28 protein-coding genes are annotated in these 24,460 nt (G+C 35.6%); 18 read left to right on the plus strand and 10 right to left on the minus strand.

Translation table 11 applies throughout. The annotated features are described in order from the left end of the window. Positions 1–256 precede the first annotated feature (256 nt). The 3 genes from BM260_RS17200 (at position 257) to BM260_RS17210 (ending at position 5,338) form a co-directional block, all read left to right on the plus strand. Complete coding sequence (locus tag BM260_RS17200) at positions 257–1,999, plus strand: ABC transporter ATP-binding protein (protein WP_093538580.1); 1,743 nt, start codon at positions 257–259, stop codon at positions 1,997–1,999. Continuing rightward, on the plus strand, positions 1,996–3,735 hold the full coding sequence (locus tag BM260_RS17205; RefSeq protein ID WP_093538581.1) for an ABC transporter ATP-binding protein: 1,740 nt from the start codon (positions 1,996–1,998) through the stop codon (positions 3,733–3,735). Before BM260_RS17200 ends, BM260_RS17205 begins: the two co-directional genes overlap by 4 nt. A gap of 334 nt (positions 3,736–4,069) precedes the next feature. Then, complete coding sequence (locus BM260_RS17210) at positions 4,070–5,338, plus strand: MFS transporter (protein ID WP_093538582.1); 1,269 nt, start codon at positions 4,070–4,072, stop codon at positions 5,336–5,338. Between the two features lie 22 nt (positions 5,339–5,360). Here the strand turns inward: BM260_RS17210 and BM260_RS17215 are convergent, their stop codons facing one another. After that, positions 5,361–5,564, minus strand: a complete 204-nt coding sequence (locus BM260_RS17215) for a YheE family protein (RefSeq protein ID WP_090570212.1) — start codon at positions 5,562–5,564, stop codon at positions 5,361–5,363. A gap of 72 nt (positions 5,565–5,636) precedes the next feature. On the opposite strand from BM260_RS17215, the gene BM260_RS17220 reads away from it, so the two are divergent. The 4 genes from BM260_RS17220 to BM260_RS17235 all read left to right on the plus strand — a co-directional run bounded on the left by BM260_RS17220 (position 5,637) and on the right by BM260_RS17235 (position 8,593). Next, entirely contained in the window at positions 5,637–6,026 is a 390-nt protein-coding gene (locus BM260_RS17220) for a ferritin-like domain-containing protein (RefSeq protein WP_093538583.1), read from the plus strand. Between the two features lie 66 nt (positions 6,027–6,092). Then, positions 6,093–7,235 carry a DUF445 domain-containing protein gene (locus BM260_RS17225; protein WP_322788102.1) on the plus strand — a complete coding sequence of 381 codons (1,143 nt, stop codon included), beginning with the start codon at positions 6,093–6,095 and terminating at the stop codon, positions 7,233–7,235. A 19-nt stretch (positions 7,236–7,254) separates the two neighbouring features. Next, entirely contained in the window at positions 7,255–7,599 is a 345-nt protein-coding gene (locus tag BM260_RS17230; RefSeq protein ID WP_093538584.1) for a YlbF family regulator, read from the plus strand. Between the two features lie 214 nt (positions 7,600–7,813). After that, the gene (locus BM260_RS17235) at positions 7,814–8,593 is read left to right on the plus strand and encodes an enoyl-CoA hydratase (RefSeq protein WP_407691725.1); all 780 of its coding nucleotides are present in this window, start codon (positions 7,814–7,816) and stop codon (positions 8,591–8,593) included. A gap of 130 nt (positions 8,594–8,723) precedes the next feature. Here BM260_RS17235 and BM260_RS17240 read toward each other — a convergent pair whose 3' ends face one another. Next, positions 8,724–9,608: a DMT family transporter gene (locus BM260_RS17240; protein WP_093538586.1), complete on the minus strand. Its 885-nt coding sequence runs from the start codon at positions 9,606–9,608 to the stop codon at positions 8,724–8,726. 334 nt (positions 9,609–9,942) lie between these two features. Between BM260_RS17240 and BM260_RS17245 the strand changes: the two genes are divergently transcribed. Beyond that, positions 9,943–10,521: a DNA-3-methyladenine glycosylase I gene (locus BM260_RS17245; RefSeq protein WP_093538587.1), complete on the plus strand. Its 579-nt coding sequence runs from the start codon at positions 9,943–9,945 to the stop codon at positions 10,519–10,521. Positions 10,522–10,696: 175 nt separating this feature from the next. Here BM260_RS17245 and BM260_RS17250 read toward each other — a convergent pair whose 3' ends face one another. Continuing rightward, the gene (locus tag BM260_RS17250; protein WP_093538588.1) at positions 10,697–10,882 is read right to left on the minus strand and encodes a YhzD family protein; all 186 of its coding nucleotides are present in this window, start codon (positions 10,880–10,882) and stop codon (positions 10,697–10,699) included. 140 nt (positions 10,883–11,022) lie between these two features. Here BM260_RS17250 and BM260_RS17255 point away from each other — a divergent pair, with 140 nt between their 5' ends. The 7 genes from BM260_RS17255 (at position 11,023) to BM260_RS17285 (ending at position 17,486) form a co-directional block, all read left to right on the plus strand. Continuing rightward, positions 11,023–11,232: a helix-turn-helix transcriptional regulator gene (locus BM260_RS17255; protein WP_093538589.1), complete on the plus strand. Its 210-nt coding sequence runs from the start codon at positions 11,023–11,025 to the stop codon at positions 11,230–11,232. Then, entirely contained in the window at positions 11,225–11,536 is a 312-nt protein-coding gene (locus BM260_RS17260; protein ID WP_093538590.1) for a hypothetical protein, read from the plus strand. Before BM260_RS17255 ends, BM260_RS17260 begins: the two co-directional genes overlap by 8 nt. Positions 11,537–11,633: 97 nt before the next feature. Further along, positions 11,634–12,845, plus strand: coding sequence for a metallophosphoesterase family protein (locus BM260_RS17265; RefSeq protein ID WP_093538591.1), 1,212 nt, complete (start codon positions 11,634–11,636; stop codon positions 12,843–12,845). After that, positions 12,842–15,556, plus strand: coding sequence for an ATP-binding protein (locus tag BM260_RS17270; RefSeq protein WP_175496342.1), 2,715 nt, complete (start codon positions 12,842–12,844; stop codon positions 15,554–15,556). The genes BM260_RS17265 and BM260_RS17270 overlap by 4 nt, the downstream gene beginning before the upstream one ends. Beyond that, complete coding sequence (gene yhaM / locus BM260_RS17275) at positions 15,553–16,491, plus strand: 3'-5' exoribonuclease YhaM (protein WP_093538593.1); 939 nt, start codon at positions 15,553–15,555, stop codon at positions 16,489–16,491. Before BM260_RS17270 ends, yhaM begins: the two co-directional genes overlap by 4 nt. Positions 16,492–16,724: 233 nt before the next feature. After that, positions 16,725–16,991, plus strand: a complete 267-nt coding sequence (locus tag BM260_RS17280) for a hypothetical protein (protein WP_093538594.1) — start codon at positions 16,725–16,727, stop codon at positions 16,989–16,991. A 144-nt stretch (positions 16,992–17,135) separates the two neighbouring features. Next, a complete protein-coding gene (locus BM260_RS17285) occupies positions 17,136–17,486 on the plus strand; it encodes an NIPSNAP family protein (protein ID WP_093538595.1) in 351 nt (116 codons plus the stop codon). Between the two features lie 256 nt (positions 17,487–17,742). Here BM260_RS17285 and BM260_RS17290 read toward each other — a convergent pair whose 3' ends face one another. Next, a complete protein-coding gene (locus BM260_RS17290; protein WP_093538596.1) occupies positions 17,743–18,693 on the minus strand; it encodes a peptidylprolyl isomerase in 951 nt (316 codons plus the stop codon). Positions 18,694–18,832: 139 nt separating this feature from the next. Here BM260_RS17290 and BM260_RS17295 point away from each other — a divergent pair, with 139 nt between their 5' ends. Next, positions 18,833–18,943 carry a YjcZ family sporulation protein gene (locus tag BM260_RS17295; protein WP_090570162.1) on the plus strand — a complete coding sequence of 37 codons (111 nt, stop codon included), beginning with the start codon at positions 18,833–18,835 and terminating at the stop codon, positions 18,941–18,943. A gap of 112 nt (positions 18,944–19,055) precedes the next feature. Here the strand turns inward: BM260_RS17295 and BM260_RS17300 are convergent, their stop codons facing one another. The 6 genes from BM260_RS17300 to BM260_RS17325 form a co-directional block, all read right to left on the minus strand. Continuing rightward, entirely contained in the window at positions 19,056–19,241 is a 186-nt protein-coding gene (locus BM260_RS17300; protein WP_090570160.1) for a hypothetical protein, read from the minus strand. A gap of 79 nt (positions 19,242–19,320) precedes the next feature. Further along, the gene (locus BM260_RS17305) at positions 19,321–19,857 is read right to left on the minus strand and encodes a DUF3267 domain-containing protein (protein WP_093538597.1); all 537 of its coding nucleotides are present in this window, start codon (positions 19,855–19,857) and stop codon (positions 19,321–19,323) included. 106 nt (positions 19,858–19,963) lie between these two features. Further along, positions 19,964–20,497: an HTH-type transcriptional regulator Hpr gene (locus tag BM260_RS17310; protein WP_093538598.1), complete on the minus strand. Its 534-nt coding sequence runs from the start codon at positions 20,495–20,497 to the stop codon at positions 19,964–19,966. Positions 20,498–20,672: 175 nt separating this feature from the next. Continuing rightward, positions 20,673–21,044: a YtxH domain-containing protein gene (locus BM260_RS17315; RefSeq protein ID WP_093538599.1), complete on the minus strand. Its 372-nt coding sequence runs from the start codon at positions 21,042–21,044 to the stop codon at positions 20,673–20,675. Positions 21,045–21,271: 227 nt separating this feature from the next. Beyond that, positions 21,272–21,796: a tryptophan transporter gene (locus BM260_RS17320; protein WP_093538600.1), complete on the minus strand. Its 525-nt coding sequence runs from the start codon at positions 21,794–21,796 to the stop codon at positions 21,272–21,274. Between the two features lie 119 nt (positions 21,797–21,915). Next, positions 21,916–22,341 carry an HIT family protein gene (locus tag BM260_RS17325; protein ID WP_093538601.1) on the minus strand — a complete coding sequence of 142 codons (426 nt, stop codon included), beginning with the start codon at positions 22,339–22,341 and terminating at the stop codon, positions 21,916–21,918. A 121-nt stretch (positions 22,342–22,462) separates the two neighbouring features. Here BM260_RS17325 and BM260_RS17330 point away from each other — a divergent pair, with 121 nt between their 5' ends. Together BM260_RS17330 and BM260_RS17335 are read left to right on the plus strand one after the other, a co-directional pair. Beyond that, positions 22,463–23,203, plus strand: coding sequence for an ABC transporter ATP-binding protein (locus BM260_RS17330; RefSeq protein WP_093538602.1), 741 nt, complete (start codon positions 22,463–22,465; stop codon positions 23,201–23,203). Continuing rightward, entirely contained in the window at positions 23,196–24,392 is a 1,197-nt protein-coding gene (locus BM260_RS17335; RefSeq protein WP_093538603.1) for an ABC transporter permease, read from the plus strand. The genes BM260_RS17330 and BM260_RS17335 overlap by 8 nt, the downstream gene beginning before the upstream one ends. Positions 24,393–24,460: the final 68 nt, after the last annotated feature.

Here is a 24,460-nt window from a genome sequence, read left to right on the forward strand (position 1 = left end):
TTGTTCATACCTTCCATTAGATCGGAAATGATTTAATAATAGACTTTTGTATTCCATTGTCTATTATTGAGCGCATTACCTCTAGATGGGTAATGCGCTTTTTTCTGTCTTTTTGACTTCCAATTTTTGGTGAAAAAGAAAAAGGAGTGTTGGTTATGGAAACAATTCAACGGACAAAGCAAATTTTATTAAAGGAATCTCTTGAAGGTGGCTAGTTATTAAGTAATGTGTAGAAAGAAGAAAAGAGGGGTTATAAATGTTTTCTGTTTTATTTAAATTGAAGTGGTTTTTTAAGGATCATTGGAAGCGATATACAGTAGCAGTTAGTTTGCTAATAATTGCTAGTGCTCTGGAGGTTTTACCACCGTGGTTAGTTGGGGAAGCGATCGATTCCATAACTATGGGAGATATGACTAGAGAGTCGTTAATGCAATATGTATTCTATTTTATTGGAATAATAATAGTAGGTTATATATTAAACTTTGTTTGGCAATACCAACTGTTTGGTGGTTCGATTACAATCGAGCGTATTTTACGGTCAAAGTTAAATTTGAAATTTTTGAATATGACTCCTACATTTTATGAAAAAAATCGTACGGGTGACTTAATGGCTCGTGCAACGAATGATTTGAACGCAGTAGCAACTACAGCAGGATTTGGGATTATGACATTAATCGATTCTACTATGTACATGGCTGCACTTATACTGGCAATGGGCTTTATCATTTCATGGAAGCTTACTATCTTTGCAATTTTACCAATACCTATTTTAGCTTTTATAATGCAATATTTAGGGAAAATTATTCATGAAAAATATATGGTAGCTCAAGATGCATTTGGTGATCTAAATGACCGTGTTCTAGAATCGATCGCCGGGGTTCGAGTTATACGCGCTTATGTTCAGGAAAGAGCAGATGAGAAGAACTTTGCTGATATGAGTGAAGAAGTCTATGAGAAAAATATGGTTGTAGAACGTATTGATGCTCTTTTTGGACCTATTACGAAGGTAGGGACTGGTATCAGTTATGTAGTTGCATTAGGTTATGGTGCTTATCTAGTATCTAAAGGTGAAATGACAGTCGGAAATTTAATCACCTTTAATGTTTACTTAGGTATGGCAATTTGGCCGATGTTTGCAATCGGGGAACTGATCAATGTAATGCAACGCGGAAATGCCTCGCTTGATCGCGTGCAAGAAACATTAGACTACGAGCAAGATGTAAAAGATCCAACTTCACCAGTTCAGTTAGACAATGTGGAGTCAATTGGATTTACCGATGTTGGATTCCAATACCCATTGTCCCAAGTGAAAAATCTTCAAGATATTCGAGTGAACTTAGAGAAAGGTCAGACACTTGGGATTGTAGGGAAAACGGGTTCTGGGAAAACTACCTTTATGAAGCAATTATTAAAGGAATATCCGATTGGTGCTGGACAGCTAACAATTGGAGAGACCGCAATTTCCGCACAAACGAAAGATCAGGTGCTAGAGTGGATTGGATATGTCCCGCAAGATCATGTCTTGTTTTCGAGAACCATTCGTCAAAACATTCTATTTGGTAAAGAGGATGCAACAGAAGATGAACTAGAGGAAGCAATTCGCCTAGCGCATTTCCAACAGGATCTGATGAACTTACCGATGGGCTTAGAAACGTTAGTTGGAGAAAAAGGGGTATCATTATCCGGTGGACAAAAACAACGTGTATCCATTGCTCGAGCACTTATTAAAAATCCAGAAATACTACTGTTAGATGATTCTCTTTCTGCAGTAGATGCAAAGACAGAAGCCAAAATTATCGAAAATATACAAAATGAACGCAGTGGAAAGACAACAATTATTACGACGCATCGATTGTCTGGTATCCAACATGCAGACCATATTATCGTTTTAGATGAAGGTCTTATTGTAGAAGAAGGAACTCATCAAGAGCTTTTAAAACAAAATGGTTGGTACAAAGAGCAGTTTGATCGTCAGCAGCTAGAGGGGGTGTCGTCATGAGTACAGGGAAACGACTCTACCATTATGCGTTATTTTATAAAAAACCAATTATCCTTGGTCTAATCTTTTTAACTATTGCAGTGTTTGCAGATCTAACTGGTCCATTTATTGCAAAGAAAATTATTGACGACCATATCACAGAAGGGGCTATTAACCTTCAGCCGATACTAATGTTACTTGCTGTCTACTTTGGTTTAGCCATTGTCACAGCGATCTTTAGATATTTTATGTTCATCAACTTACAGGTCGGTGCTAACCGCGTTGTGCAAAAGCTACGTAATGATGTTTTTCAACATATTCAAACTTTGCCGATACAGTATTTTGACAACTTGCCGGCAGGAAAAGTAGTTGCGCGTGTTACGAATGATACAGAAGCTATTCGTAATTTGTATGTGCAAGTACTTTCTCAGTTTGCGACTAGTATCATTTCGATTGCAGGGGTTTATGTTGCCTTGTTCATCTTAAATGTACAAATGGCTCTCATGGCACTTTTTGTAGTTCCTATTGTATATGTGTGGATGATTGCTTATCGTAAGTATGCATCTAAATATAATCACGTAGTTCGTACGAAAATTGCAGATTTGAATGCAATGCTAAATGAATCCATCCAAGGGATGTCCATTATTCAAGCATTTAAACGTGAGAAGCAGATGGAACGCGAATTTGAAGAGATGAATGATGAACACTATACGTACCAGAAAAAGTTACTTACATTAGATTCAGCAACTTCGTTTAACTTAGTAAGTGTGCTTCGTACGATTATGTTCGTCATGTTCATCTGGTATTTCGGAAGCTTATCCATGGAACCAAATACAATCATTTCAGCAGGTATGCTTTATGCCTTTGTAGACTATACAACTCGTTTATTTAATCCAATCACTGGGATTGTAAACCAATTTGCTCAGTTAGAAAGATCATTGGTTGCTGGTCATCGAGTATTTCAATTACTAGATGAAACTGGAGAAGATGTAAAAGACGAACGTATGGAACGATATGAAGGGAATGTAGAGTTTCAAAATGTATCATTTGCCTATAAAGCAGATGAATATGTCTTGAAAAATTTAAACTTTGTTGCCAACAAAGGGGAGACAGTAGCATTAGTTGGTCATACAGGATCTGGGAAAAGTTCCATTATGAATTTATTGTTCCGTTTCTATGATCCTTCAAAAGGTAAAATCCTAATCGATGGTATAGATATAACGACTGTACCTAGACAAACAATTCGAGATCATATGGGCATCGTGTTGCAGGATCCTTATTTGTTTTCAGGTACTATAGAGTCAAATGTGAGTTTAAGTGATCCTCGTATTTCTAGAGAAACGGTTATAGCCGCTTTAGAAGCAGTTGGTGGGGAACGAGTGTTGAAGAATCTAGAAAAAGGCATAGATGAGCCTGTAATAGAAAAGGGTAGCACCTTATCATCCGGTCAACGACAGCTTGTTTCCTTCGCTAGAGCACTTGCATTTGATCCTGCTATATTAATCTTGGATGAAGCGACATCTAATATTGATACAGAAACAGAGGAAATTATTCAACATGCAATGGATGTACTGAAAAAAGGAAGAACTACTTTTATCATTGCTCATCGACTTTCTACTATTAAGAATGCAGACCGCATTTTAGTACTAGACCGTGGGGAAATTGTAGAAAGTGGATCGCACGACGAGTTAATAGAGCTACAAGGTCGCTATGAACAAATGTATAAACTACAAGCAGGAGTATCTCAGCATGTATAACACATGCGGGGATATTCCCTTTTTTTGTTGAATAGGTTATCCGCGTGACGAACTGAGCTATGCGCTCGAGCGACTAGGTTATCCGCCCGAGAAACTGAGCCATGCGCCCGAGCAGCCCGTTTATCGGCTCATCAAGCGGCCGAACGCTCGATTGATTAGGTTATCCGCCCGAGCGACCAAGCCATGTGCCCGAGCAAAGCACTTATCCGCCCGCCAAACAGAGCCAAAAATCCAATCGAAATATTTATCCGCCAAGCACACAATTATATATTGAAATTTTCTAACGATAATCGTATATTTAGTGTACCGAAATAAAAAAAAGAAGAGGTACCTTATGATTTATTGGTTTGCAAATTGGAAAAAGAGCTTTGCTTTATTCAATAGAAATATAAAAATGTTCATGCTTGCCAATGTACTCATTCAAGTGGGGATGGGTGTATTTTTAGTGATGTACAATCTTTATATAAAGGAACTCGGGTTTCCAGAAACATTGAACGGTAAAATCATCTCTATGACATCTCTTGCTTCAGCGATTATGTTAATACCGGCTGGATATCTAAGCGACCGGCTAGGTAGGAAAGGAATTATTATTACTGGTGCAATTTTTGCTGCTGGTACTTTATTTTATAGAAGTTTGATCACCGGCGAACAAAGCTTAGTTTATGCAGCTTTCTTTACTGGGTTGTTTATGGCATTGGTGCAAGTATCCGGTGTTCCTTTTCTTGCTGAAAACTCCACTGCTGGAGAACGAATGCATCTTTTTAGTATTCATTTTTCGTTGATGACTATAGCAAGCGTTATTGGAAGTCTTGGAGGAGGGGTATTAGCAGATGCGCTTCATCTAATTGGGAATATCTCCACAGTAGATTCTATTATGTATGTACTAATTATTGGAGCGATTATATTTACGATGGGCATAGTTCCATTGTTTCAGCTGAAACCAACGCAAAAAATAGAAGGTCAAACAGAGGCAAGTACCGAAGAATCAGAAGGAAATGCTCCGACTGGGTTCAGAAAAAATATGAAGGTTATTGTGTTATTTGGAGTTGCAAATCTATTAATAGGAACAGGGTCTGGTCTAGTTATTCCTTACTTGAACTTATACTTTGCGAACCGATTCGATGCATCGAACACTTATATTGGAATTATCTTGTCACTCGGATCAGCGATGGCAGCCGTTGCAATGCTACTTGGGCCAGCACTTGTGAAGAAGGTAGGGAAAGTTAAGGCATTGGTCATTTTTCAGCTACTATCGATTCCATTTCTGTTCATCACAGGTTACACCAATTCATTAATCATCGCTTCGATTGCATTTTTGATGCGCCAAGCTCTAATGAATGCGGGGAATCCTATCCAAAGTGCAATTGCAATGGAACTAGTACAAGATAAATATAAAGGACTTGCTAACTCGGTAAATCAAATGGTCTTTAATGTAGGATGGGCAAGTACTGGTGCAATTTCGACAGGGCTTGTTATGACATTTGGCTTTTACTGGGGATATGCTTATACATTTACAATTACAGGGATTCTCTATATTATTGCATCTACTTATTTTTATTTACTGTTTGGGCGTAAGCGTACTTTGCGCAAGAAACAAGTATGAATGCTTCTTGCACAGTGACACCTCAGTCATACACGTGAAATAGCATTAACTCATGTATCATTTTTTTTACTGTTTCTTCATCAGCAGGTGTTTCACCTAGCCACTTAATCGTGCCATCCGGTTCATATTCTGCAGCGTATCTTTGTTGTTTATAAAAGAAAGAGACGGACCAACCAGGTAGTTGTTTGTTTTCATAGAGTGGTTTGAAGCTAAAGTGTTGTAGCAAGAATATCAACCTTTCATGTGAGTGAATTTGTTCGCATACACTAATATAAATGATTAGTGAAGGAGCATCGAATTGTTTAATGATCAGCTAAGGCAAGCAATACTTAATGAATATCATGATTATCATTTTTATCGTTCTATGTATAAATTGACGGATGATCCATACTGGCAAGGTTTTATCGAACATATTTATGAGGATGAAAAAAGCCATTACGAAATGTTCCAACAACTCTATTATATGCTCACTGGTACATTTGTACAAAACTTTCCAGAACCCACTTTATGTACAGACATGAAAGAGTGTTTAAAAAATGCGATAAGAGATGAATTAGAGGCTGCAGAACTGTATAAGGAAATGCTCTTACAAATACCAATCCAACAAGCATATGCTCCTCTATTTGTTGCGATGCACGATGAAACGGAGCATGCTATTCGTCTTACTACTTTGCTTCATCTATTGTAAATTCTTTTAGTGTTTGCCTCTCCTCTGCTATAATAATCTAGAAGCTAGAGGAAAAAGGTGAAATTGATGAATTTTATATGGACAATCACATTTATGGCAGTGGTCGGAGCAGCAATCGGAGCGGTAACTAATCACTTTGCTATTAAAATGCTATTCAGACCTCATGAGGCAAAATATATAGGGTCTTGGCGCATTCCATTCACACCTGGTCTGATCCCTAAGAGACGTGATGAACTTGCAAAACAATTAGGTAATACAGTAATTCAACATTTGCTGACACCTGATATTTTCAAGAAAAAATATTTTAACGAAGAGATGAAACAAAAGGCAAATCATTTTTTAACTGAGCAACTAAACGATAAAATCTTTCAGTCGGATAAAACGATAACAGATTGGTTAAAGCTTGCTGGACTAGAAAATGTTCCGACTATTGTAAATGATAAAATAGAAGAACAGGTGGACGTTCAATTTAGTCAATTAAAAACTAGGTTTGAACAAGAAACTATACGTCAACTTGCACCAATAGATTGGCAACTAAAAGCGGACACTAAAGTCGGAGAAATAGTTTCGTACATTCTACTCAAAGGTGAAGATTTCTTCGAATCAGAAGAAGGCAGAATGACGGTAAGAAATCTAATTGATGATTTCCTTTCTACAAAAGGGACGCTTGGCAATATGATACAAATGTTCATGGGCGAATCTTCATCACTTGCTGGAAAAGTTCAGCCGGAAATACTTAAATTCCTAAGAGCTCCAGGTACTAAAAATATGTTAGAAAAAATAGTACGAAGCGAATGGGAGAAGTTAAAAGATCGCCCACTCAATGAAATGATGGACGGCTTTGACTTTGAACCAATTGTTAAAAACGTTAAAGTATACTTAACTGGACAATTGGCTGTGGAAGAAAGATTGAACTATAATTTCCTCCATTACTTCCCTGGAGCAACTGGATGGACAGAGTCATATCTTATACCTAAAGTGACGACATTTGCATTCCATGAAGCAGAAACAAAGCTAGAAGAAGTCTTGCGTAAAATGAAATTAGAAGATATGGTAAAAGAGCAAGTTGATACTTTCCCAGTATCTCGCTTAGAGGAAATTGTTCTTGGTATATCGAAAAGAGAGTTCAAAATGATCACCATTCTAGGTGGTGTTCTTGGTGGACTTATCGGTATTATTCAAGGACTAATCGTTTTCTTTACTAATTAACCCTAAAGGAGCTTACAACATGATTAACATTTATGATGACATTAACAAACTTGAAAAAACACTACGTCAAACAGATGAATTTTCCAACGTTCAAACAGCAGTAGAATCTGTAAAAGCTGACGAACAGGCTCTAGTATTATTCCAAAGTTTCCGTAAAGTTCAAATGTCTCTTCAAGAGAAGCAAATGAATGGTGAAGAAATCTCTGGAGAAGAGATTGAGTATGCACAAAAAACGGCTCAGCTAGCACAAGGAAACGAAAAGATTTTCCATATGCTTCAAGCTGAAATGGCTTTGAGCCAACTTATTGAAGAAGTAAACCGTGTATTGATCAAACCCGTTCAAGAACTTTATGAAGGTATCTAAGAAAACAAATGAAAGGAACTTCTCCTACTATGGAGAGGTTCCTTTTTTCATTTACTAGAGAAATGGATAAATACTCCGTTGCGCTAGTAAATCCTCATCGAATGCGAGTAACTAAAAGCTATAAATAGTTTTCCCCTTTCTAAGAAGGACTTTAATAGTATAATGGCGAATTTAACAAGAATGAATGACTATTCACTTATAAAGGGGAATGTATATGTACAAAACTATATTGTTAGAAAAAGATGGTCGTATTGCGACTTTAACATTGAATCGTCCAGAAGCGATGAACTCGATGAATGGGGTAATGATGAGAGAGCTAGCAGAAAGTCTAGAATCTCTGCAAACAGAAAAATCAGTTCAAGTGTTAGTTATAAAAGGTGAAGGGCGAGCATTTTCTGCTGGTGGAGACATTAAAGCAATGCTAGATAAAGAGAATCCTTTAGACATTGACGAGGCGATGACGTATCTTACAAGAATTGCTACAGCTTTATATAAGTTACCACAGATTACTATTGCATCAGTTAACGGCGCTGCTGCTGGATTAGGTTTTAGTATGGTATTAGGCTGCGATATTATCATAGCAGAGGAAAATAGTAAACTCGCTATGAATTTTATCGGAATTGGGCTTGTTCCAGACGGTGGAGGCCATTTCTTCTTAAAGGAAAGAGTAGGGATCCCAAAAGCAAAACAACTGATGTGGAGCGGGCAGCTTTTCTCTGGAAAAGAAGCACAAAAAATCGGACTTGTGGATGAAATTGCATCCGATGGTTTAGGTTCTGCAACTGCAGCATCCTATGCACAAAAACTAATCCAATCTCCAATTGCTGCTATGATCGCATCAAAAGAAATCTTACACGCAACGAAGATAAATGAATTGCAAACTGTTCTAGAAAAAGAAGCTGTTACGCAATCCGCAATGCGAAGAACCGAAGATCATTTAGAGGGTATTAAAGCATTTGTTGAAAAAAGAAAACCCGAGTTTAAAGGAAGATAAGATTTTCAGGGAGGATCATTTAGCTGATCCTCCTTTTTATTTGATTACATACTTTATTAATAACAAAAGAGGATGGAAGCGACAATTAAACTGCTGGGATAATTTGTGGAATTAGAGATAAGTGAACGTTTTATAAAGTTCTTTTAACTAAGTTATTTTTCTTCTGAAAAGTTCTATTTACAAGATAGATACCAATAATAATAAACAAGCCACCAACGATGATAGAAGGGTATAACGTCTCCCCTAATAGTAACCAACCAGATAATACACCGAAGAAAGGTGCCAAAAATAAATAGGCACTCGTTTTTCCTGGATCCCCCTTTTGTAAAAGATAATACCAGACGGCGAATTGAACAATAGAAGACATAATACTTAACCATAATAAAATGAACAATGATTTACCGTTCAAAATGAAGACTTGTTTTTCAAGAATAAAGCTGCCAAGTAGAAGTAGTAATCCACCAAAAAGCATCTGGTAAGCGGATAGAACCCACGTATTAAAAAGTGCCCCCCATTTTTTAACTAATAATGTGGAAATTGCCCAAAAAACAGCAGAAAGAATGCCAAAAAGAACGCCAATCTTTAATTCAATTTGCGCACCTACTGCAATACTTACCCCTAATAACCCTAAAAGAACACCAATCCATTGATAAAATTTATAGCGTGTTTTTAAAAATAAGGTACCGAATACAACAACAAGTAACGGGTTAGTGAATGTGAGAATGGAGGATTCACTAGCTGTAATGGTTCGTAAACTCAAGAAAATACAACCCATAACACCGGCAGTTTGGAAAGTACCAATAATAAGCATCTTTATCCAGTTTCCTTTAGATACTGGGTGCGGTCTTTTTAAAACGATAACACTTACCGCCATTATGAATCCGGCAAGTGTGAAGCGTAATCCTGCTAATAACAAAGGGGATGAATAAGACAAACCTATTTTACCTACTGCAAAAGAAGAACCCATTAAAAATGTCGTTAAGAGTATTAACAATGTAAATTTGAAAGTATTCATTTTTTTATCTCCCTACATATTATACTGAGTTATTTATGTCTATTATAACTTCTAAACATTTCAACTACGGTCGAAATATGGAATGCAATTATGGTGCAATATGTCTTCATTAAATCAACTTCTCCGTTTTTGATGTTTAACCGCTTTTGACTTGCTCAGTATGGGAAATTACAAAACTATCAACTGAAAAAGTTGATCGGATTAAATGCTGAAAGAATGATATTGTTTTAGGTATGCTACGGACAAGACCAATACTCCATTTAAATATGACATGCAGTTATCTTATTAAGAATGGTACAGTAAGTTTAACAAGATGAAAGAGGTGAAGCTATTAATGGAACAATGTTTATGGCCGCAAAGCAGTGAGCTTATGCAAGCTTATCATGATGAAGAATGGTGCAGACCTAGTTGGGATGACCGGTATATTTTTGAGATGTTGACGTTGGAGGGGGCACAAGCTGGATTGTCGTGGAGTATTGTTTTAGCAAAGCGCAAAGCTTACAAAGATGCTTTTCAAAATTTTGACATTGAGTATTGTGCTAGTCTGAGTGACACGGATTTAGAATTTATAAAAGAAAATTACAATGTCATTAAACATTTTTCGAAGCTTCAATCCATTCGCACCAATGCAGAAGCAGTAGTGAGGATACAAAAAGAATTTAAGAGTTTTTCCAATTTTTTATGGCACTTTGTTGATTTTAAACCAATTATTAATAATTGGGAGACAGACATTCAAATCCCTGCTCAATCTCCATTATCGGTACAGGTTAGCAAAGAGTTAAAAAAGAGAGGCGTCAAATTTGTGGGACCTGTTACAACGTATTCCTTTTTACAAGCAATAGGCATAGTAGATGATCATATTAAATCATGCGATCATCATACTTTAAATCAAATAATTCGTGAAAAGACTTGATATGACTTTAACAAACAATATATTGATGGGTGGAAATGATAATTTACTAGAAATCTGCATTAACGAAGAATATTCTACGGGCTTACTCAAATGAGCACTATTGAAGCCTATTGAGTCTATATGAAAAATAAAAAAAGGACTTAGCCAATATAATGGTTAAGTCCTTTTTGTTGTTCTATACATGAAATAATACTAGTTTCCCAGAACTATTTACTAAACGATGTGTTTTATTGGAAAAGCCTTTTTCTTCAATAATTGCTTCCCCTTTTTCCTTTGCTTCTTCGTCATTTTCATATTCCCAAGTTTCCTCTAAAATTAGTTCTCCGGTTGGTTCAAAGGCAGTAAATCGGTATGGTTTCATGAGTCAAACACCCCTTCATTATTCTACTATATATTATACACAAAAAATTATGAAAACAAAATGTAAAGCTAGCTTGACAATGAAGTGCGAAGTAAAGTAAACTTTACGTAAAGCTAACTTTACAAAAAAGGAGGGGCAAGTTGAAAAACTACGTTCGAGATAAACGGATGGCATTTGGCATGACACAGGATGAACTATCAGAAAAGCTAGATGTATCCAGACAAACAATAATATCGTTAGAAAAAGGAAAATACAATCCATCGATTAATTTGGCTTTTAAGTTATCCAGACTATTTACATGTACGATTGAGGATCTATTCATTTACGAGGAGGAAGAGAAGGATGTATGAAAAATTTGATTTACTTACATTTTTAATCGGTTTGCCATTAGCAATTGTAATAATAGGTATAGTTTTCATGATCAATCGGAAAATAGGCAAGAAAAAGAGATGGTTTGATGAACGATACAATAGAATACATGAAAAAGCACGATCCTATTCATGGGTAGCGACGACTATTGCAATCTTAGTTGTCTGGATGATTGTCATTGTAATAGAGGGACCTGGGCTGACCTTTTTCTTATTAACGGGTCTTTGGATCGTTCATATGCTTTCCTATACAATCGGAGCATTTGTTGCAAATCAAGATAACTAAGAAGGATCGTAGAAGACTGTGTACATTTAGTTGTATACAGTCTTTTCCTTATGGTAAAATAAGAACAAATATTCTATTTTGGGATGAGGTGTACTTGATGGCAAGAATTCGTTTTCTACATGTGGCAGATTTACATTTGGACAGCCCTTTTAAAGGTATTTCCTCTATTCCTAAAAAAAGGTGGAAAGAAATACGGGAGAGTACTTTTCAAGCGTTTCAAAACATGATTAATTACGCGGTGGAAAATAAACCGGACTTTGTATTAATAGTTGGCGATATTTATGATGGGGAAAATCGGAGTCTCCGTGCGCAGCATTTATTTCAACAAGGAATGGAAGCTCTAAATGTAGAAAATATTCTGGTTTACATCTGTCATGGCAATCATGATCATTTAAGTGGGAATTGGGTTCGTTTTCAATTGCCTGCAAATGTTCATGTATTTGGCGAAAAGGTAGAAACCAAAACACTCTTAATAAGAGAAGAAAAAGTCCATATTACAGGATTTAGTTATAAAGAACGTCATATTCAGAAAGCAATGCATAGCTACTATCCAATTTCTAATCATGAGGAAATTCATATTGGGATGCTCCATGGTAGTGTAGAAGGCAATAAGGAGCATGATGTATATGCACCATTTAGAAAAAGTGATTTGCTAGAGAAAGGCTATCATTATTGGGCGCTTGGTCATATACACAAGCGTCAAATAATCCATTCCGAACCACCTATTGTTTATCCCGGAAATACGCAAAGTAGGCACCGCAATGAAAGTGGCATAAAAGGCTTCTATGAAGTATCTTTACTTAACACTCAAGCTGACCTTCAATTTGTCCCATCATCTGCTTTTATTTATGACAAACTTTCTATAGATTGTGCAGATATAATCCATGCAAATGAATTAATCATCCATATTGAAACTGCACTAAGAAATTACAGTGAAATACACGGGAAAGCAATCTTGGAACTTACGTTAAATGGAATGACAGATGAAACAATTGAATTATTAAAATCTAGCAATAAAGAGGAGTGGCATGTATTAATACAGGAGAGTCTCGAGCAAGTAAATAACTTTTTAATAATCAACGAACTGTATATAGAAACTCCCATTGAGAAAAGCCCTGAATCTACCATGCTATTATCTTCTTTGAATGAATGGGACACTTCGGAATGGAAGCTCGCTTTAAAGGAACTTTATCAGCATTCTAGAGGGAGTAGATATTTACAGCCCTTAGATCAAGGTTTTATGGATGACGTCGTAAAAGAAGCAGAATCATTAGTTTTAGAGGCTATTGCAAGGAGGAGTGGCAATTGAAACTTGTAAAGCTTCAAATATATGGCTTTGGAAAGCATGAAAATATAGAGATTAAACTTAGTGATGGTATAAATGTGTTCTTTGGTGAAAATGAGGTAGGAAAGACTACTATTCAACAATTCATCCTACATATTTTATTTGGATTTCCGCAAAGAAATGCACAGTTACTTCGCTATGAACCTAAAAGCAATGCTGCTTATGGAGGTAAAGTCGAAATAAGTGATGATCAAGGACAGCTCATAACGATTGAGCGAGTTAAAGGGAAAGCAAGTGGAGAGGTTACAGTATATTATCCAGATGGGACCCGTGGAGGCGAAAGGGAGCTGTCTAGTATTCTCCACGCTTATTCACGCTCAGACTTTGAAGCCATTTTTTCTTTTTCTTTACTTCAGTTACAGGGCTTCGAGAAGATGACAGAAGAAGAGCTTACGAAAACGTTATTATCTTCAGGAACAACCGGCATCGATACATTAGCGATTGTCGAAAATCAATTTATAAAAGATATGGGAGAGCTATTTAAGCCCACTGGCAGAAAACCTTTAATCAATCAAAAGATAGAAGAACTACGTGAACTGGAGACTGCCTACAAGCATCAGCTAGAAGAAGTAGGAAAATACGAACCTGCTATAAAACGTCTGAACGAAATAGAAACGATAGTTGAGGAACTAGATCAACAAGAAAAAGAGATTTCTCAGCAGTTACAACGCTATATGGAATGGAAGCAACTGAAACCATTGAAAGAAACAGAAATGGACTTAAATCTGGAGCTCGACTTAGTAAAAGAACAGACCTTTCCTTCAGACGGTATTCGAAGATTTGAGTTGACGAAAGATAAGTTGAATCGTAATTCTATAGAGATGGAGCAAGTGAAAAAAGAGTTAGATTCCTTAACGATCAATACAACTAGCTTAACTTCATCGCAAATAGAGGGATTACAATCATTTCTAAATCGAGAGGCAGAATGGCATCAGCTTCGCTCCAAACGAATACAAATAGAAGAGGAGCAAAGTAAAACACTGCAAAGCCAAATGCAGCAGTTAGCTCTAGTAGGAGTAGACTGGGAAAAAAGCTTGCAGCATATAGTCCACGCAGATGTTTCCATACAGCAAGAGGACAAACTGGTTACGACGCTTCAAACTGAAAAAAACTTGGAGCTTGAGCTTCAGCAGGAAAAACGATTACTTCAAATGAAGGAACAGGACTTGCTCCATTTACAACAAAGAGTGATAGAGGCCAAAAAGGTTAATAAATCCTCTTCGGCTCAACAAACCAATAAAATAATGTTCGGTATTATTGCAGCTATTGTTCTTATCGGGGTTATTATAGGTGTTGCACAATCAAATTGGATAGTTCCTCTTACTGCTATTATCATTAGCGGAATTGTATCTGCAGGATTTACTTTCATGATGAATACATGGAAGCAATCGGATGATGTTCGAACATATGCAGATTTATTAAACAAGGAACTGCAGTCACTACAACAAGAGATTTCACATTTGAAGCAAAAAATTAATGAGTTAGAAACTAATAAAACAAATATATCAAAACAGGTAAATGAGTTTTTGACAAGCTATCATATTAGTGAACAATTATCACCAAGTCTATTACCTGAACTATTTAAGCGACTTCGCCTAATTCAAGAACAGCAAATTCAGCTAGACCAAATGGAAACAAAGCTCTATGAAGTTGGTCTGCGAATACAGGAATTGTATAGACAAGCATTGGAAAAAGTTCCTTTTAATCTCTCAGAAGAAATGCTATTCCACCAATTACGAGATTTCTATTTAGCTGAAAAGCAAAAGATAGAAGATCAGCAGTATAAAGCGACAAGGATTTCCGAGCTCCAAAAGAAATATAAAGAGCTTGCTTTACTTCAAGAGTCTTTTACCGAACAAATCCGCCTATTATATCAGGAGGCAAATGTAGATTTAGAAAGCGATTATTATACGGCAAATTCTATCTATGAGAAAAAAGTGGAGCTTGAAAAGGAATTACGCCATATCCACATGCAATTAGCTGGAAAACATATAAACTTGAACGATTTTGAAATTACATTTGAGGACAAGTGTAAGGGAGAACTACATCAGCTACAACAACAGAGACATAAATATAATGATGAAAAAGCAACTTTGTCTTATCAAACGAAAAGATTATTAGAGGATGAAGAGCAGAGTGAACAATTACAATTATTAGAACAGAAAAAAGCAGAACTACATGAGCTCGTAAAAAAATGGGCGGCTCAAAAAGTAGTCGTTGAATCGATTAAACAGATGATGAAACAGTTAAAAGAAGAGCGACTTCCCGAAGTATTAGAAAATGCACAACATTACTTTCAATTGCTTACAAACCAATCATATGTACAATTGATCTTATCACCAGAAGGGAACTTTGAGGCAGTTAAAACCACTGGACAACGCTTTAAAATTGCAGAGCTCAGTCAAGCGACAAAAGAGCAAGCATATATTTCCTTACGCCTGGCCCTAGCAGTTTCCTTGCAAAGAAAAGCACCATTTCCCATAATCATGGATGATCCATTTGTACATTTCGATCGTGTCAGACTTCAACAAGTGGTACAATTAATGGCAGAGCTACAAAAAGAACACCAATTACTCTATTTTACTTGTCATGACAACATGCAATATGTATGGGAAGACGCATCGGTCATACAAGTAGCGACATTATTACCTAGAAAGGTAGGGGTTGTGAAATGAAAGGCATTACACAATTGCGAGTAGGCGAACCAGTTGATCACTACTTACTTATAAAACAATCTACAAAAGGTGTAACAACCGTTGGAAAACCATTTATGTCACTAATATTGCAAGATAAGAGTGGAGATATTGAAGCAAAACTGTGGGATACAAATGATGAGCATGAAAAGCTTTATGGTGCGAGTCAAATTGTACGTGTCGGTGGGGAAATCCAAGATTACCGTGGGAAGTTCCAGTTACGTGTAAAAAGTATTCGCCCAGTAAAAGCGGAAGAACCCATTTCGATTAATGATTTAGTCCCATCTTCAGAAAAACCAAAAGAAGAATTGATGGAAGAGCTTTTACAATACTTCTTTGAAATGAAAAATCCAATAATACAACGTATTACGAGACATCTGATGAAAAAACATCAGACATCATTTATGACGTTCCCTGCAGCAACTAAAAACCATCATGACTATGCTTCTGGACTAATAGATCATGTTGTGTCTATGCTTAAATTAGGAAAATCGTTATGTGATTTGTATCCAACGTTAAATAAGGATCTTTTATATGCAGGAATTATCTTACATGATATTGGAAAAGTAGTTGAGCTTTCAGGACCTGTAGCAACAACATATACAGTAGAAGGTAATTTACTTGGACATATTACCATAATGGTAACTGAAATTTCTAAAGCTGCCGAAGAATTGGAAATCGAGGGAGAAGAGGTAATGCTTCTTAAACATATGGTACTGTCTCATCATGGTAAAGAAGAGTGGGGAAGTCCAAAACGTCCTGCACTTCGTGAAGCGGAGATGCTCCATTATATCGATAATATTGATGCGAAGATGAATATGCTTAATCGTGCATTAGACAAAACAAACCCTGGTGAATTCTCCGAGCGATTATTCCCATTAGAAAACCGTTCATTTTATAAGCCAACATTTGAATAGACAAAAAAAGCGTAAAGGTGCGAAGCCTTTACGTTTTTTTATGGCTTTGTATTACCGATCATTTTCGTAGTTTGTGAAGCTTTAACTAACAGACGCACTAATTCTATAAAGGGTGCTTTACTTCTTCATAAAGGAGTAAAGGACCCTTTTGGGTTAAAAAGTATAGATAGATTAATTGAACAAGGGAAATCTTAAAGGAATAGAGAATAGATAGAATTGAAGGGGATGAACACATGGAAAGAAAGTTCAGTAAGATTTCCATTATATTAATTATTGTTGGAATTTTTGGTGCATATATGGCGTTCCCACCCATTAATATTGATATTTTTGGGTGGTGGGGAATATGCATTGGCTTTGGTATCTATCTAACAGGCATAGTGCTTGGTATCTGTGCTTTCTTTAAGAAAGAAAAAGGGTTAATGAAGTATATCTCGTTACTTTCTGTTTCGTTGGGTGCATTATTTATAGGTTTTCTTTATGCAATTATCGGTAAAATTTAATGACTAATTTGGTGAGCTTATCACACCCAATGAAGATTTTAATACGCTCAATATCTATAAAATTGCATAACAGAAATTACTATTAAAATAAGCTGAGCCCTCAGAATATGGTGCTAGAATACTTAAGTTATAGGAGGTACATATATGTTTTATAGGAGAAAATTTTACATTATAAAAAATGAATTTGTAGAGAAGTTTAATGAACACTTCAACAATACTAATTTACCTAATCAACTAAAGCACGGAGCGCGTTTGGTAGGACGATGGATGTCGGATAACAAAGATAATACCACAGAAATATTTGCTATTTGGGAATATGACAGTTATAACGATTATATAGAAATAGAGAACAATGTAAAAGCTGACAATGCTCATATTAAACGCATTAAAGAGTGGTATGAAAAAAATGGTGGAAGGGAACATGTTTTTACTGATTATATATTGGAAGTGAAAAATGAAGCATTAGTATCTACTTTAAATAAAGTAGATTATTAATCTTAAATACGTGTTTAAATCTTTGGGTGCTTATGTGCGTTGGTTCATTCACGTCTTCCACATGTTACTAGGGAAATTAAACATATCTTCTTAAACACAGGTGCTTTAAGAAAGATCATATTGATAATAATTTTATGAATTAAGTTGCACTTTTTCGTTCCTCACATGAATGATAGGATTCTGAAAAAAGAACGAGAGCAAAATAAAAAAGGTTGAACATGACTTCCGTCATGTTCAACCTTTTTACTTGTGTTATTTATTTTTCGTCTTCAGTTGCTTCAGCATCTTCAGTTGTGTCTGTTTTAGCTTCTGCATCTTCAGCTGGTGTTTTTTGTTCTTCAGCAGCTGCTAAAAATTGATCTAATGATGTTTTTAAGTCCTCATCTTTAATCTCGATTTTAGCGTCTTTCATCATTTTAGCCACTTTTGGTAATAATTTTGATTGGTCTGCTTTTTCTAACTTCAATTGTTTTTCAATTTCAGCTTTTTTATCTTCATATGATTTCTCTATTGTGCGAGTATCTGTTACTTCAATAACGTGGTAACCAAATTCCGATTTAACTGGTTCAGATATTACATTTTTCTCTAAACCAAATGCTACTTTTTCGAATTCTGGAACCATTTGGCCTTTACCAAACCAACCTAGTTCTCCGCCACTTGTTTGAGCTGCTTCTTCCGTAGAGTATTCTTTCGCAACTTCTGCAAAGTCTTTACCTGACTCCAATTCAGCTTTAACTTTTTTCGCTGTTTCTTCGTCTGCTACTAATACGTGACGAGCATTAATTTCATTTTTAATATTTTCATATTCTGCTTTAATTTCTTCTTCTGTTACTTTAACATCTTCTATTAAAGCTTTTTCTTGCAATAGGTTTAGTTCTAAGAATTTTTTGTAAGATTCTTCAGTATAGCCTTGTTGAGCAATCATTGCTTCAAAGCTTTCCCCGTACTGCTCTTTATCAGCTTTTAACTGAGTGTTTACTTCATCCTTAGACACTTCGTACTTATCTGCAAGTACTTTTTCAATCATTAGCAATTGGAATGCTTGATCGCCGATAGATGATTTCATCTCTTCATACAAATCATTCTGTGTAATATCTCCGACTTTAGATGTAGCAATAACTTCACTGTTTTTGTCTGAGTCCCCGCTACAAGCTCCTAAAGCAAGAACTGATGCTGCAAGTGTTAATGTTAATACTGTTTTTTTCATGAAATATTCTCTCCTAACTTCTATGTGTTGCCGTAGTTACTATAACATAAACGAAATAAAAACAAAAATAGTTCCCTTACATTTGCCTACCGAACATTTAAAATGCCGCATAGGATACATGGAAAAGGAGGTGTTTTAAATGAGCGGACAATATAACGGTGGCGGCGGATATAACGGTGGTTCAGGGTTTGCTTTGATCGTAGTTTTATTTATTCTATTGATCATTGTAGGCGCAGCGTTTCTCTACTAATTAAATAGGAGAAACTGAGATCGTCTAAAAAACGATCTTAGTTTCTCGTATTTGTAGAGTGAAAAAAAGAAATGACCCAATCTTATGAAGATTTGGGTCCACTTTTTTTCTCTTAAACTGCGTAAACTAGCTCAACATAAAAGGAAACAAGAAGAATCGTGATCAGGATATTGATCGTACGAAAAATCTTCGGATGTTTCTCTTCCGGAATTTCTTTTGACATTACTAAAGCATATGTCATTCGGTTAATTTGTAGCAAATAAAATGCTGAGAATAGAACTAATGTGAATATAATCATGTCTAGACTCCCTTCATATACTGACTAAGCATAACAAACAATGAGGAGGATATACAAGTGTTACATATTGTTAATAGTTTTATTCCGCTATTAAAATTTCGTACCCTGCATCTGTTTCCTCGATTAAAGCGCACTTAGGTGATTTACTTAAGTTTTTTACATAAATTAAATCGATTAAGCAAATTCCACAATGGTAAGCAAACAAAATAGTAAAATAGTGTGCAAAAACAGGAACTGCTAACGCTCCTATGACAAGTAAAGCATTTAAGAAAATAAAAGGAGCTAGTAAGATGAAAAGAAATCTACCTTTTTGAATTGGTTCTATTATTCTTAAATGTACAGTGGGAATAAATCTAAATTGATTAAAGACAATAAATTTTATTTTTTCTTTAAGTCCAATCATTGGGATAAAATGAAATATTTTATGAAGTGGATAAACACCCAAAAATGCTATCGTAAATATCCAAAAGTAATCATCCGATTTATGTGTATCATTAATAATTCCTAATAAGGCATATGCAAATGAAAAAACCATAATTACTACTAAAGAAGAAAGAACAAATAATCTTTCTAAGCCATATTGTTTTTTCACATTAATTGTTTTCCAGCAGTGCAAGGTATGCAACTCCTATATATATAAATTTAATTTAGATACATAAGATAATCCTTTTTAATAGAAAAAGCAACCTCTTTATTTATAGGGGATTATTAACCTCGTATTATTAGTCTTTTGCTACAATTGTACTCTCGAGATTTTTTAATGATCTTTCGAAGATATCCATGAAATCGTCCCCGTAAATATTGCGAATAACAGCGGTTACATCCATGAAATCTGGAAATTTGCCATATACCTCTTTGATAGGGAGAGAGCCTTCCAGTACAGCATGCGGAGTCTCATGGTAGTTTTCATACATCTCTTCTAAAAGTACCTGTCCTTTTTTGGTCACATCTACATACGTATTTCGCTTATCTGTTTCTCTTTTAGAAAATGAAAGTAATCCGCGTTCCTCTAATTTCTTAGAAAAATTAAATGCTGTGGAGACATGCATGACTCCGAATTTTGCTATATCAGAAATAGTTGCACCTTTAAGGTGATATGATATCCATAAAATATGATGTTCATTAATATTCAAGTCATAAGGTTTTATCCATGATTGCCAATCTTTTTCTACTGCTTTCCAAAGTGCTTTAGATAGTTGTGCTATCCGCTGACTGTAAAGCATTGCTTCTTTCTTCGTATAAAATTGATCTGCCATGTTACCCCTGCTTTCTGTATTTAATTTCTTAAAAACATTATAGCAAGAAAGTAAGTAAGTGAATACAAGTTTAATAAATATTATTATTTTTATAATAATATTTCGGATAATTTTTAGAGTGAAACGTTTATAAAAAAAGGGTATATCCCATTTTGGAATATACCCTCCGTTCATATTATATTGTTGCTTCTTTTTTCTTTGGTAACTTACTTTCTAAATCTGCCATTGCTTCTTGAATAGATGAAATTTCTGCTTGAAGATGGGCTTGAAGAGGTGCAGTTTCGTTTTTCCATTGGGCAATACTAGATTTAAGGTCTTCAATTGTGCTTGGTACTACTTCTTTTGAAGAATTTGTTAAGTTGTTTATTGAACTTTTAACATCTGCTAGTTGAAGCTTTATGTCCGAAAGCTTGTCTCTAAAATCATTAGAGGTAGACTTTAAGGAAGATCGAACTTCCATACCTGATTTTGGAGTGGTCATAAGTACAGTAGAAGCCCCAACTAGTAAACCAGTTGTTAACCCGTAAAATAATGGTGCTAGTTTCATAATAATTCACTCCTTTGCTTATATGTATTATTCCTTACCTTATGATAATTAAAACATATTATTTTATATAACAAAAGGGCAAGCTCCACGATAGGCAATTTGCATAGCAGCAAGGCACTTGTGTCTGGACGGAGCATCACTTTAGAAATTTATTTATATGTCGCTAATTAGATAGTTTTCTATAGAAAAAAAGCTTTCCTTCGAAAAGGAAAGCAGTTAGCTTGTATTTATACGGTTAGGGCTGTTTCAAAACTAGTACGTTTAATCAATTTACCTATAATCGGATAGATGATAAAGAATGCTATTGCATTTATAGCAATCGCTGGAATTACTACAATAACAAATAATTCCTGGAAAATTGCACCTGCTCCGAATACAAAAATAGCAGTTGATAAGAAAACTGTACCTGATATTAGTGTGCCAATTCCTGTAAGGATTACACCGACTGCAACCTTATTGGCTAATTTGTTTAATAATAATACAAGACCTAAGAAAACAAATGCTGTTACTGCTTTATCAATGATATTTGGAACAAATCCTCCTGGAAAAGTAGAAAACAGTCCAGAAATAACACCTGTTGAAATACCAAGTAAGAATGTGCTTTTTACGTTAGGAAATAATAGTATTCCTATAAACATCATTGTCAGCATAAAGTCTGGTTTCATCCCACCATTAATTCCTGGGATAATAATGTAAAGTACTGCTCCGACACCTACTAAAAGGGCCATCAAAACTAAATTCTTCGTATTCATTTCTCATCTCTCCTCAGCTATTCTATGCTCTGTTTGTTAATTTCCTCTAACGTATCCTCATGATCGTTAGCAAGAAACTTATATATGATTTTACTTGCTCGATGTAGTAATAGCAAGAATTACTTCTTCAATTTTTCAAATAATTCTCCTGCTAAGTTTTGTATGATCTCCGGAGTAAATGTTTTCTCTTTTGTGATCCAAGTTGGACGGAAGCCATCTGTTTGATCGTAACGCGGGATAAAGTGTAAATGGAAATGAAATACGCTCTGACCGGCAGGTGCTCCATTGTTATTTAATAGGTTCATGCCCACTGGACCGAAACTTTCTTTCAAAGCACTCGCAATTTTAGGGACAACTTTGAATAAGTTACTAGCTTCTTCTTCGGATAAATCATACACGTTCTCTTTGTGATTTTTAGGAATAATTAGTGTGTGACCTTTTGTTAATGGCATTATATCCATGAAAGCATACACATACTCATCTTCATAGATTTTCGCACTTGGAATAGAACCATCAATTATTTTGCAAAAAATACATTCACTCATCATATAGCCTCCATATTCATCGTTATGAAAAGTTTAACATATAATAGGACAGGCTGTGGAATGATAGAAGATTTTTTGAATTTTTTTTGGTAAACTATGTATAAGAAGTGAGGTGCGTAAGATGACTGTATTAGAAGTCAAAGACGTGACAGGTGGCTATACAAGAAAGCCTGTGTTACATGATTTAAACTTTTCGATTGAAAAAGGAGAACTAGTAGGGTTAATCGGGTTGAATGGTGCTGGTAAAAGTACTACCATCAAACATATTATCGGAACAATGAACGCTCTAAAGGGTGAAATCCTACTTAACGGTAAAACATTGAAAGAGGATCCAGCACAATATCGTACATCGTTTTCCTATATACCTGAAACGCCAGTGTTATATGATGAGTTGACGTTAAAGGAACATCTTCAGCTAACAGCGATGGCCTACAATTTAGATGAATCTGTTTTTGAGGCAAGAAAAGAAGCATTATTAAAAGAATTCCGTATGGAAAAAAGATTGAACTGGTTTCCAGCGCACTTTTCTAAAGGAATGAGACAAAAAGTAATGATTATGTGTGCGTTCCTAGTGAATCCAACATTGTTCATTATCGATGAACCGTTTGTAGGTCTGGATCCATTAGGTATTAAATCATTACTGGAGCAGATGAAAACAAGAAAAGATGAAGGGGCATCCATATTAATGTCCACACATATATTGACTACTGCAGAAAAATACTGTGATCGTATCCTACTTTTGCATAACGGGAAAATTCGTGCTCAGGGGACAATGGACGATTTACGGGCGGCATTTCAAATGCCTGATGCAACATTAGATGATCTTTACATCGAAATGACGAAGGAACAACAAAATGAATAATTTGCGTGAAGTATGGAGTAAACGGTTTATATTTTATATAAATGAATTGCAAAAATACTTGAAGTATATTATTTCTGGGCATATTGCAATTGTCATTGTATTCGTAATTGGGGCAGCCGGGTATACGTATAGTGAATGGTTGAATACAGCTCCAAAGGATTTTCCCGCCTTTTTAGTTGTATCATTCATCGTGAGTATTTTACTCGCTTTGAGTACGCCAGTTACGTTAATGAAAAAAGCAGATAGTGTTTACTTTCTTCCATTAGAAACAAAACTAGGTGAATATTTAAAACTCGCGCTTACATGGACTTTCTTTTCATCCATTATAGTACCGTTAGCAGCTTTGGTTGTGTCGATACCACTGCTAACAAGAATAGCTGGTTCCACATCACAAGAAATATTATTCTTCTTCGGAGCGATCCTTATTTGGAAGTATTGGAGTATCCAAACGGAATTCCAATATCGATGGGCATCCAACGGTAAAAATGTCTGGGTAGATTATTTCATGCGAATGATTTTATTGTTTGCCGGTTTATATTTCTTACTAAGTGGTACCTATTTATTTTTACTTGCGGTCGTTATTATTCAAATACTCTATTTAATAGCTTGGAAAAAGAAAAAAGCTGAAGTACCTTTTCCTTTTGATCATTTCATTGAAGTAGAGCAATCACGTATGATGCGTTTTTATCGTTTTGCTAATTACTTTACAGATGTCCCGCATATTCAGGGGATGACGAAAAGAAGAAAGTGGCTTGATATTCTTTACAAACTTGCACCCTATGAACAAAAACACACACAATTATATTTAGTGGTACGTACATTTATCCGTACAAATGATTATTTCTATTTATGGGTTCGTCTTACAGCGCTCGCTATGATCGGGGCCATTTTCATACCGTTTCCAATCGTTGCAATCATCTTTACTAGTGCTCTTTCATTTGCTACGGTCATTCAACTCCGCCAGTCTTTAGCGGCAGGAGAAGAATTCCGAATGGATTTACTGTTTCCTATTAAAGAGGGGGCACGAAAAAAAGCTGTTGATAAACTGATAAGAATAATTCAACTCATTCAGGCAATTTTCGTCTTCATCGTAATTTTAGTACAAGCAGGATTCATAATGGAGTTACTGTTCATACCGATTGTGATGATCGTTATTTCTGAACTGACGCTTCGGGTAAGTAAAATATAATTTAAGAAAAACCAGGCAAAAAGTCGGCTAGTCCTTTAAAAACAGAAACTTGGGTATGCAGTTGATAT

This window comes from Psychrobacillus psychrotolerans (assembly GCF_900115805.1).
GTDB classification, from domain to species: Bacteria; Bacillota; Bacilli; order Bacillales_A; family Planococcaceae; genus Psychrobacillus; species Psychrobacillus psychrotolerans.

Excerpts from the sequence above, each read along its gene's own strand:
- BM260_RS17200 (WP_093538580.1), top strand. The coding sequence starts at position 257 with ATGTTTTCTGTTTTATTTAAATTGAAGTGGTTTTTTAAGGATCATTGG.
- BM260_RS17205 (WP_093538581.1), top strand. The coding sequence starts at position 1,996 with ATGAGTACAGGGAAACGACTCTACCATTATGCGTTATTTTATAAAAAA.
- BM260_RS17210 (WP_093538582.1), top strand. The coding sequence starts at position 4,070 with ATGATTTATTGGTTTGCAAATTGGAAAAAGAGCTTTGCTTTATTCAAT.
- BM260_RS17225 (WP_322788102.1), top strand. The coding sequence starts at position 6,093 with ATGAATTTTATATGGACAATCACATTTATGGCAGTGGTCGGAGCAGCA.
- BM260_RS17230 (WP_093538584.1), top strand. The coding sequence starts at position 7,255 with ATGATTAACATTTATGATGACATTAACAAACTTGAAAAAACACTACGT.
- BM260_RS17235 (WP_407691725.1), top strand. The coding sequence starts at position 7,814 with ATGTACAAAACTATATTGTTAGAAAAAGATGGTCGTATTGCGACTTTA.
- BM260_RS17240 (WP_093538586.1), bottom strand. The coding sequence starts at position 9,608 with ATGAATACTTTCAAATTTACATTGTTAATACTCTTAACGACATTTTTA.
- BM260_RS17245 (WP_093538587.1), top strand. The coding sequence starts at position 9,943 with ATGGAACAATGTTTATGGCCGCAAAGCAGTGAGCTTATGCAAGCTTAT.
- BM260_RS17250 (WP_093538588.1), bottom strand. The coding sequence starts at position 10,882 with ATGAAACCATACCGATTTACTGCCTTTGAACCAACCGGAGAACTAATT.
- BM260_RS17260 (WP_093538590.1), top strand. The coding sequence starts at position 11,225 with ATGTATGAAAAATTTGATTTACTTACATTTTTAATCGGTTTGCCATTA.
- BM260_RS17265 (WP_093538591.1), top strand. The coding sequence starts at position 11,634 with ATGGCAAGAATTCGTTTTCTACATGTGGCAGATTTACATTTGGACAGC.
- yhaM (WP_093538593.1), top strand. The coding sequence starts at position 15,553 with ATGAAAGGCATTACACAATTGCGAGTAGGCGAACCAGTTGATCACTAC.
- BM260_RS17280 (WP_093538594.1), top strand. The coding sequence starts at position 16,725 with ATGGAAAGAAAGTTCAGTAAGATTTCCATTATATTAATTATTGTTGGA.
- BM260_RS17285 (WP_093538595.1), top strand. The coding sequence starts at position 17,136 with ATGTTTTATAGGAGAAAATTTTACATTATAAAAAATGAATTTGTAGAG.
- BM260_RS17290 (WP_093538596.1), bottom strand. The coding sequence starts at position 18,693 with ATGAAAAAAACAGTATTAACATTAACACTTGCAGCATCAGTTCTTGCT.
- BM260_RS17295 (WP_090570162.1), top strand. The coding sequence starts at position 18,833 with ATGAGCGGACAATATAACGGTGGCGGCGGATATAACGGTGGTTCAGGG.
- BM260_RS17300 (WP_090570160.1), bottom strand. The coding sequence starts at position 19,241 with ATGATTATATTCACATTAGTTCTATTCTCAGCATTTTATTTGCTACAA.
- BM260_RS17310 (WP_093538598.1), bottom strand. The coding sequence starts at position 20,497 with ATGGCAGATCAATTTTATACGAAGAAAGAAGCAATGCTTTACAGTCAG.
- BM260_RS17315 (WP_093538599.1), bottom strand. The coding sequence starts at position 21,044 with ATGAAACTAGCACCATTATTTTACGGGTTAACAACTGGTTTACTAGTT.
- BM260_RS17320 (WP_093538600.1), bottom strand. The coding sequence starts at position 21,796 with ATGAATACGAAGAATTTAGTTTTGATGGCCCTTTTAGTAGGTGTCGGA.
- BM260_RS17325 (WP_093538601.1), bottom strand. The coding sequence starts at position 22,341 with ATGAGTGAATGTATTTTTTGCAAAATAATTGATGGTTCTATTCCAAGT.
- BM260_RS17330 (WP_093538602.1), top strand. The coding sequence starts at position 22,463 with ATGACTGTATTAGAAGTCAAAGACGTGACAGGTGGCTATACAAGAAAG.
- BM260_RS17335 (WP_093538603.1), top strand. The coding sequence starts at position 23,196 with ATGAATAATTTGCGTGAAGTATGGAGTAAACGGTTTATATTTTATATA.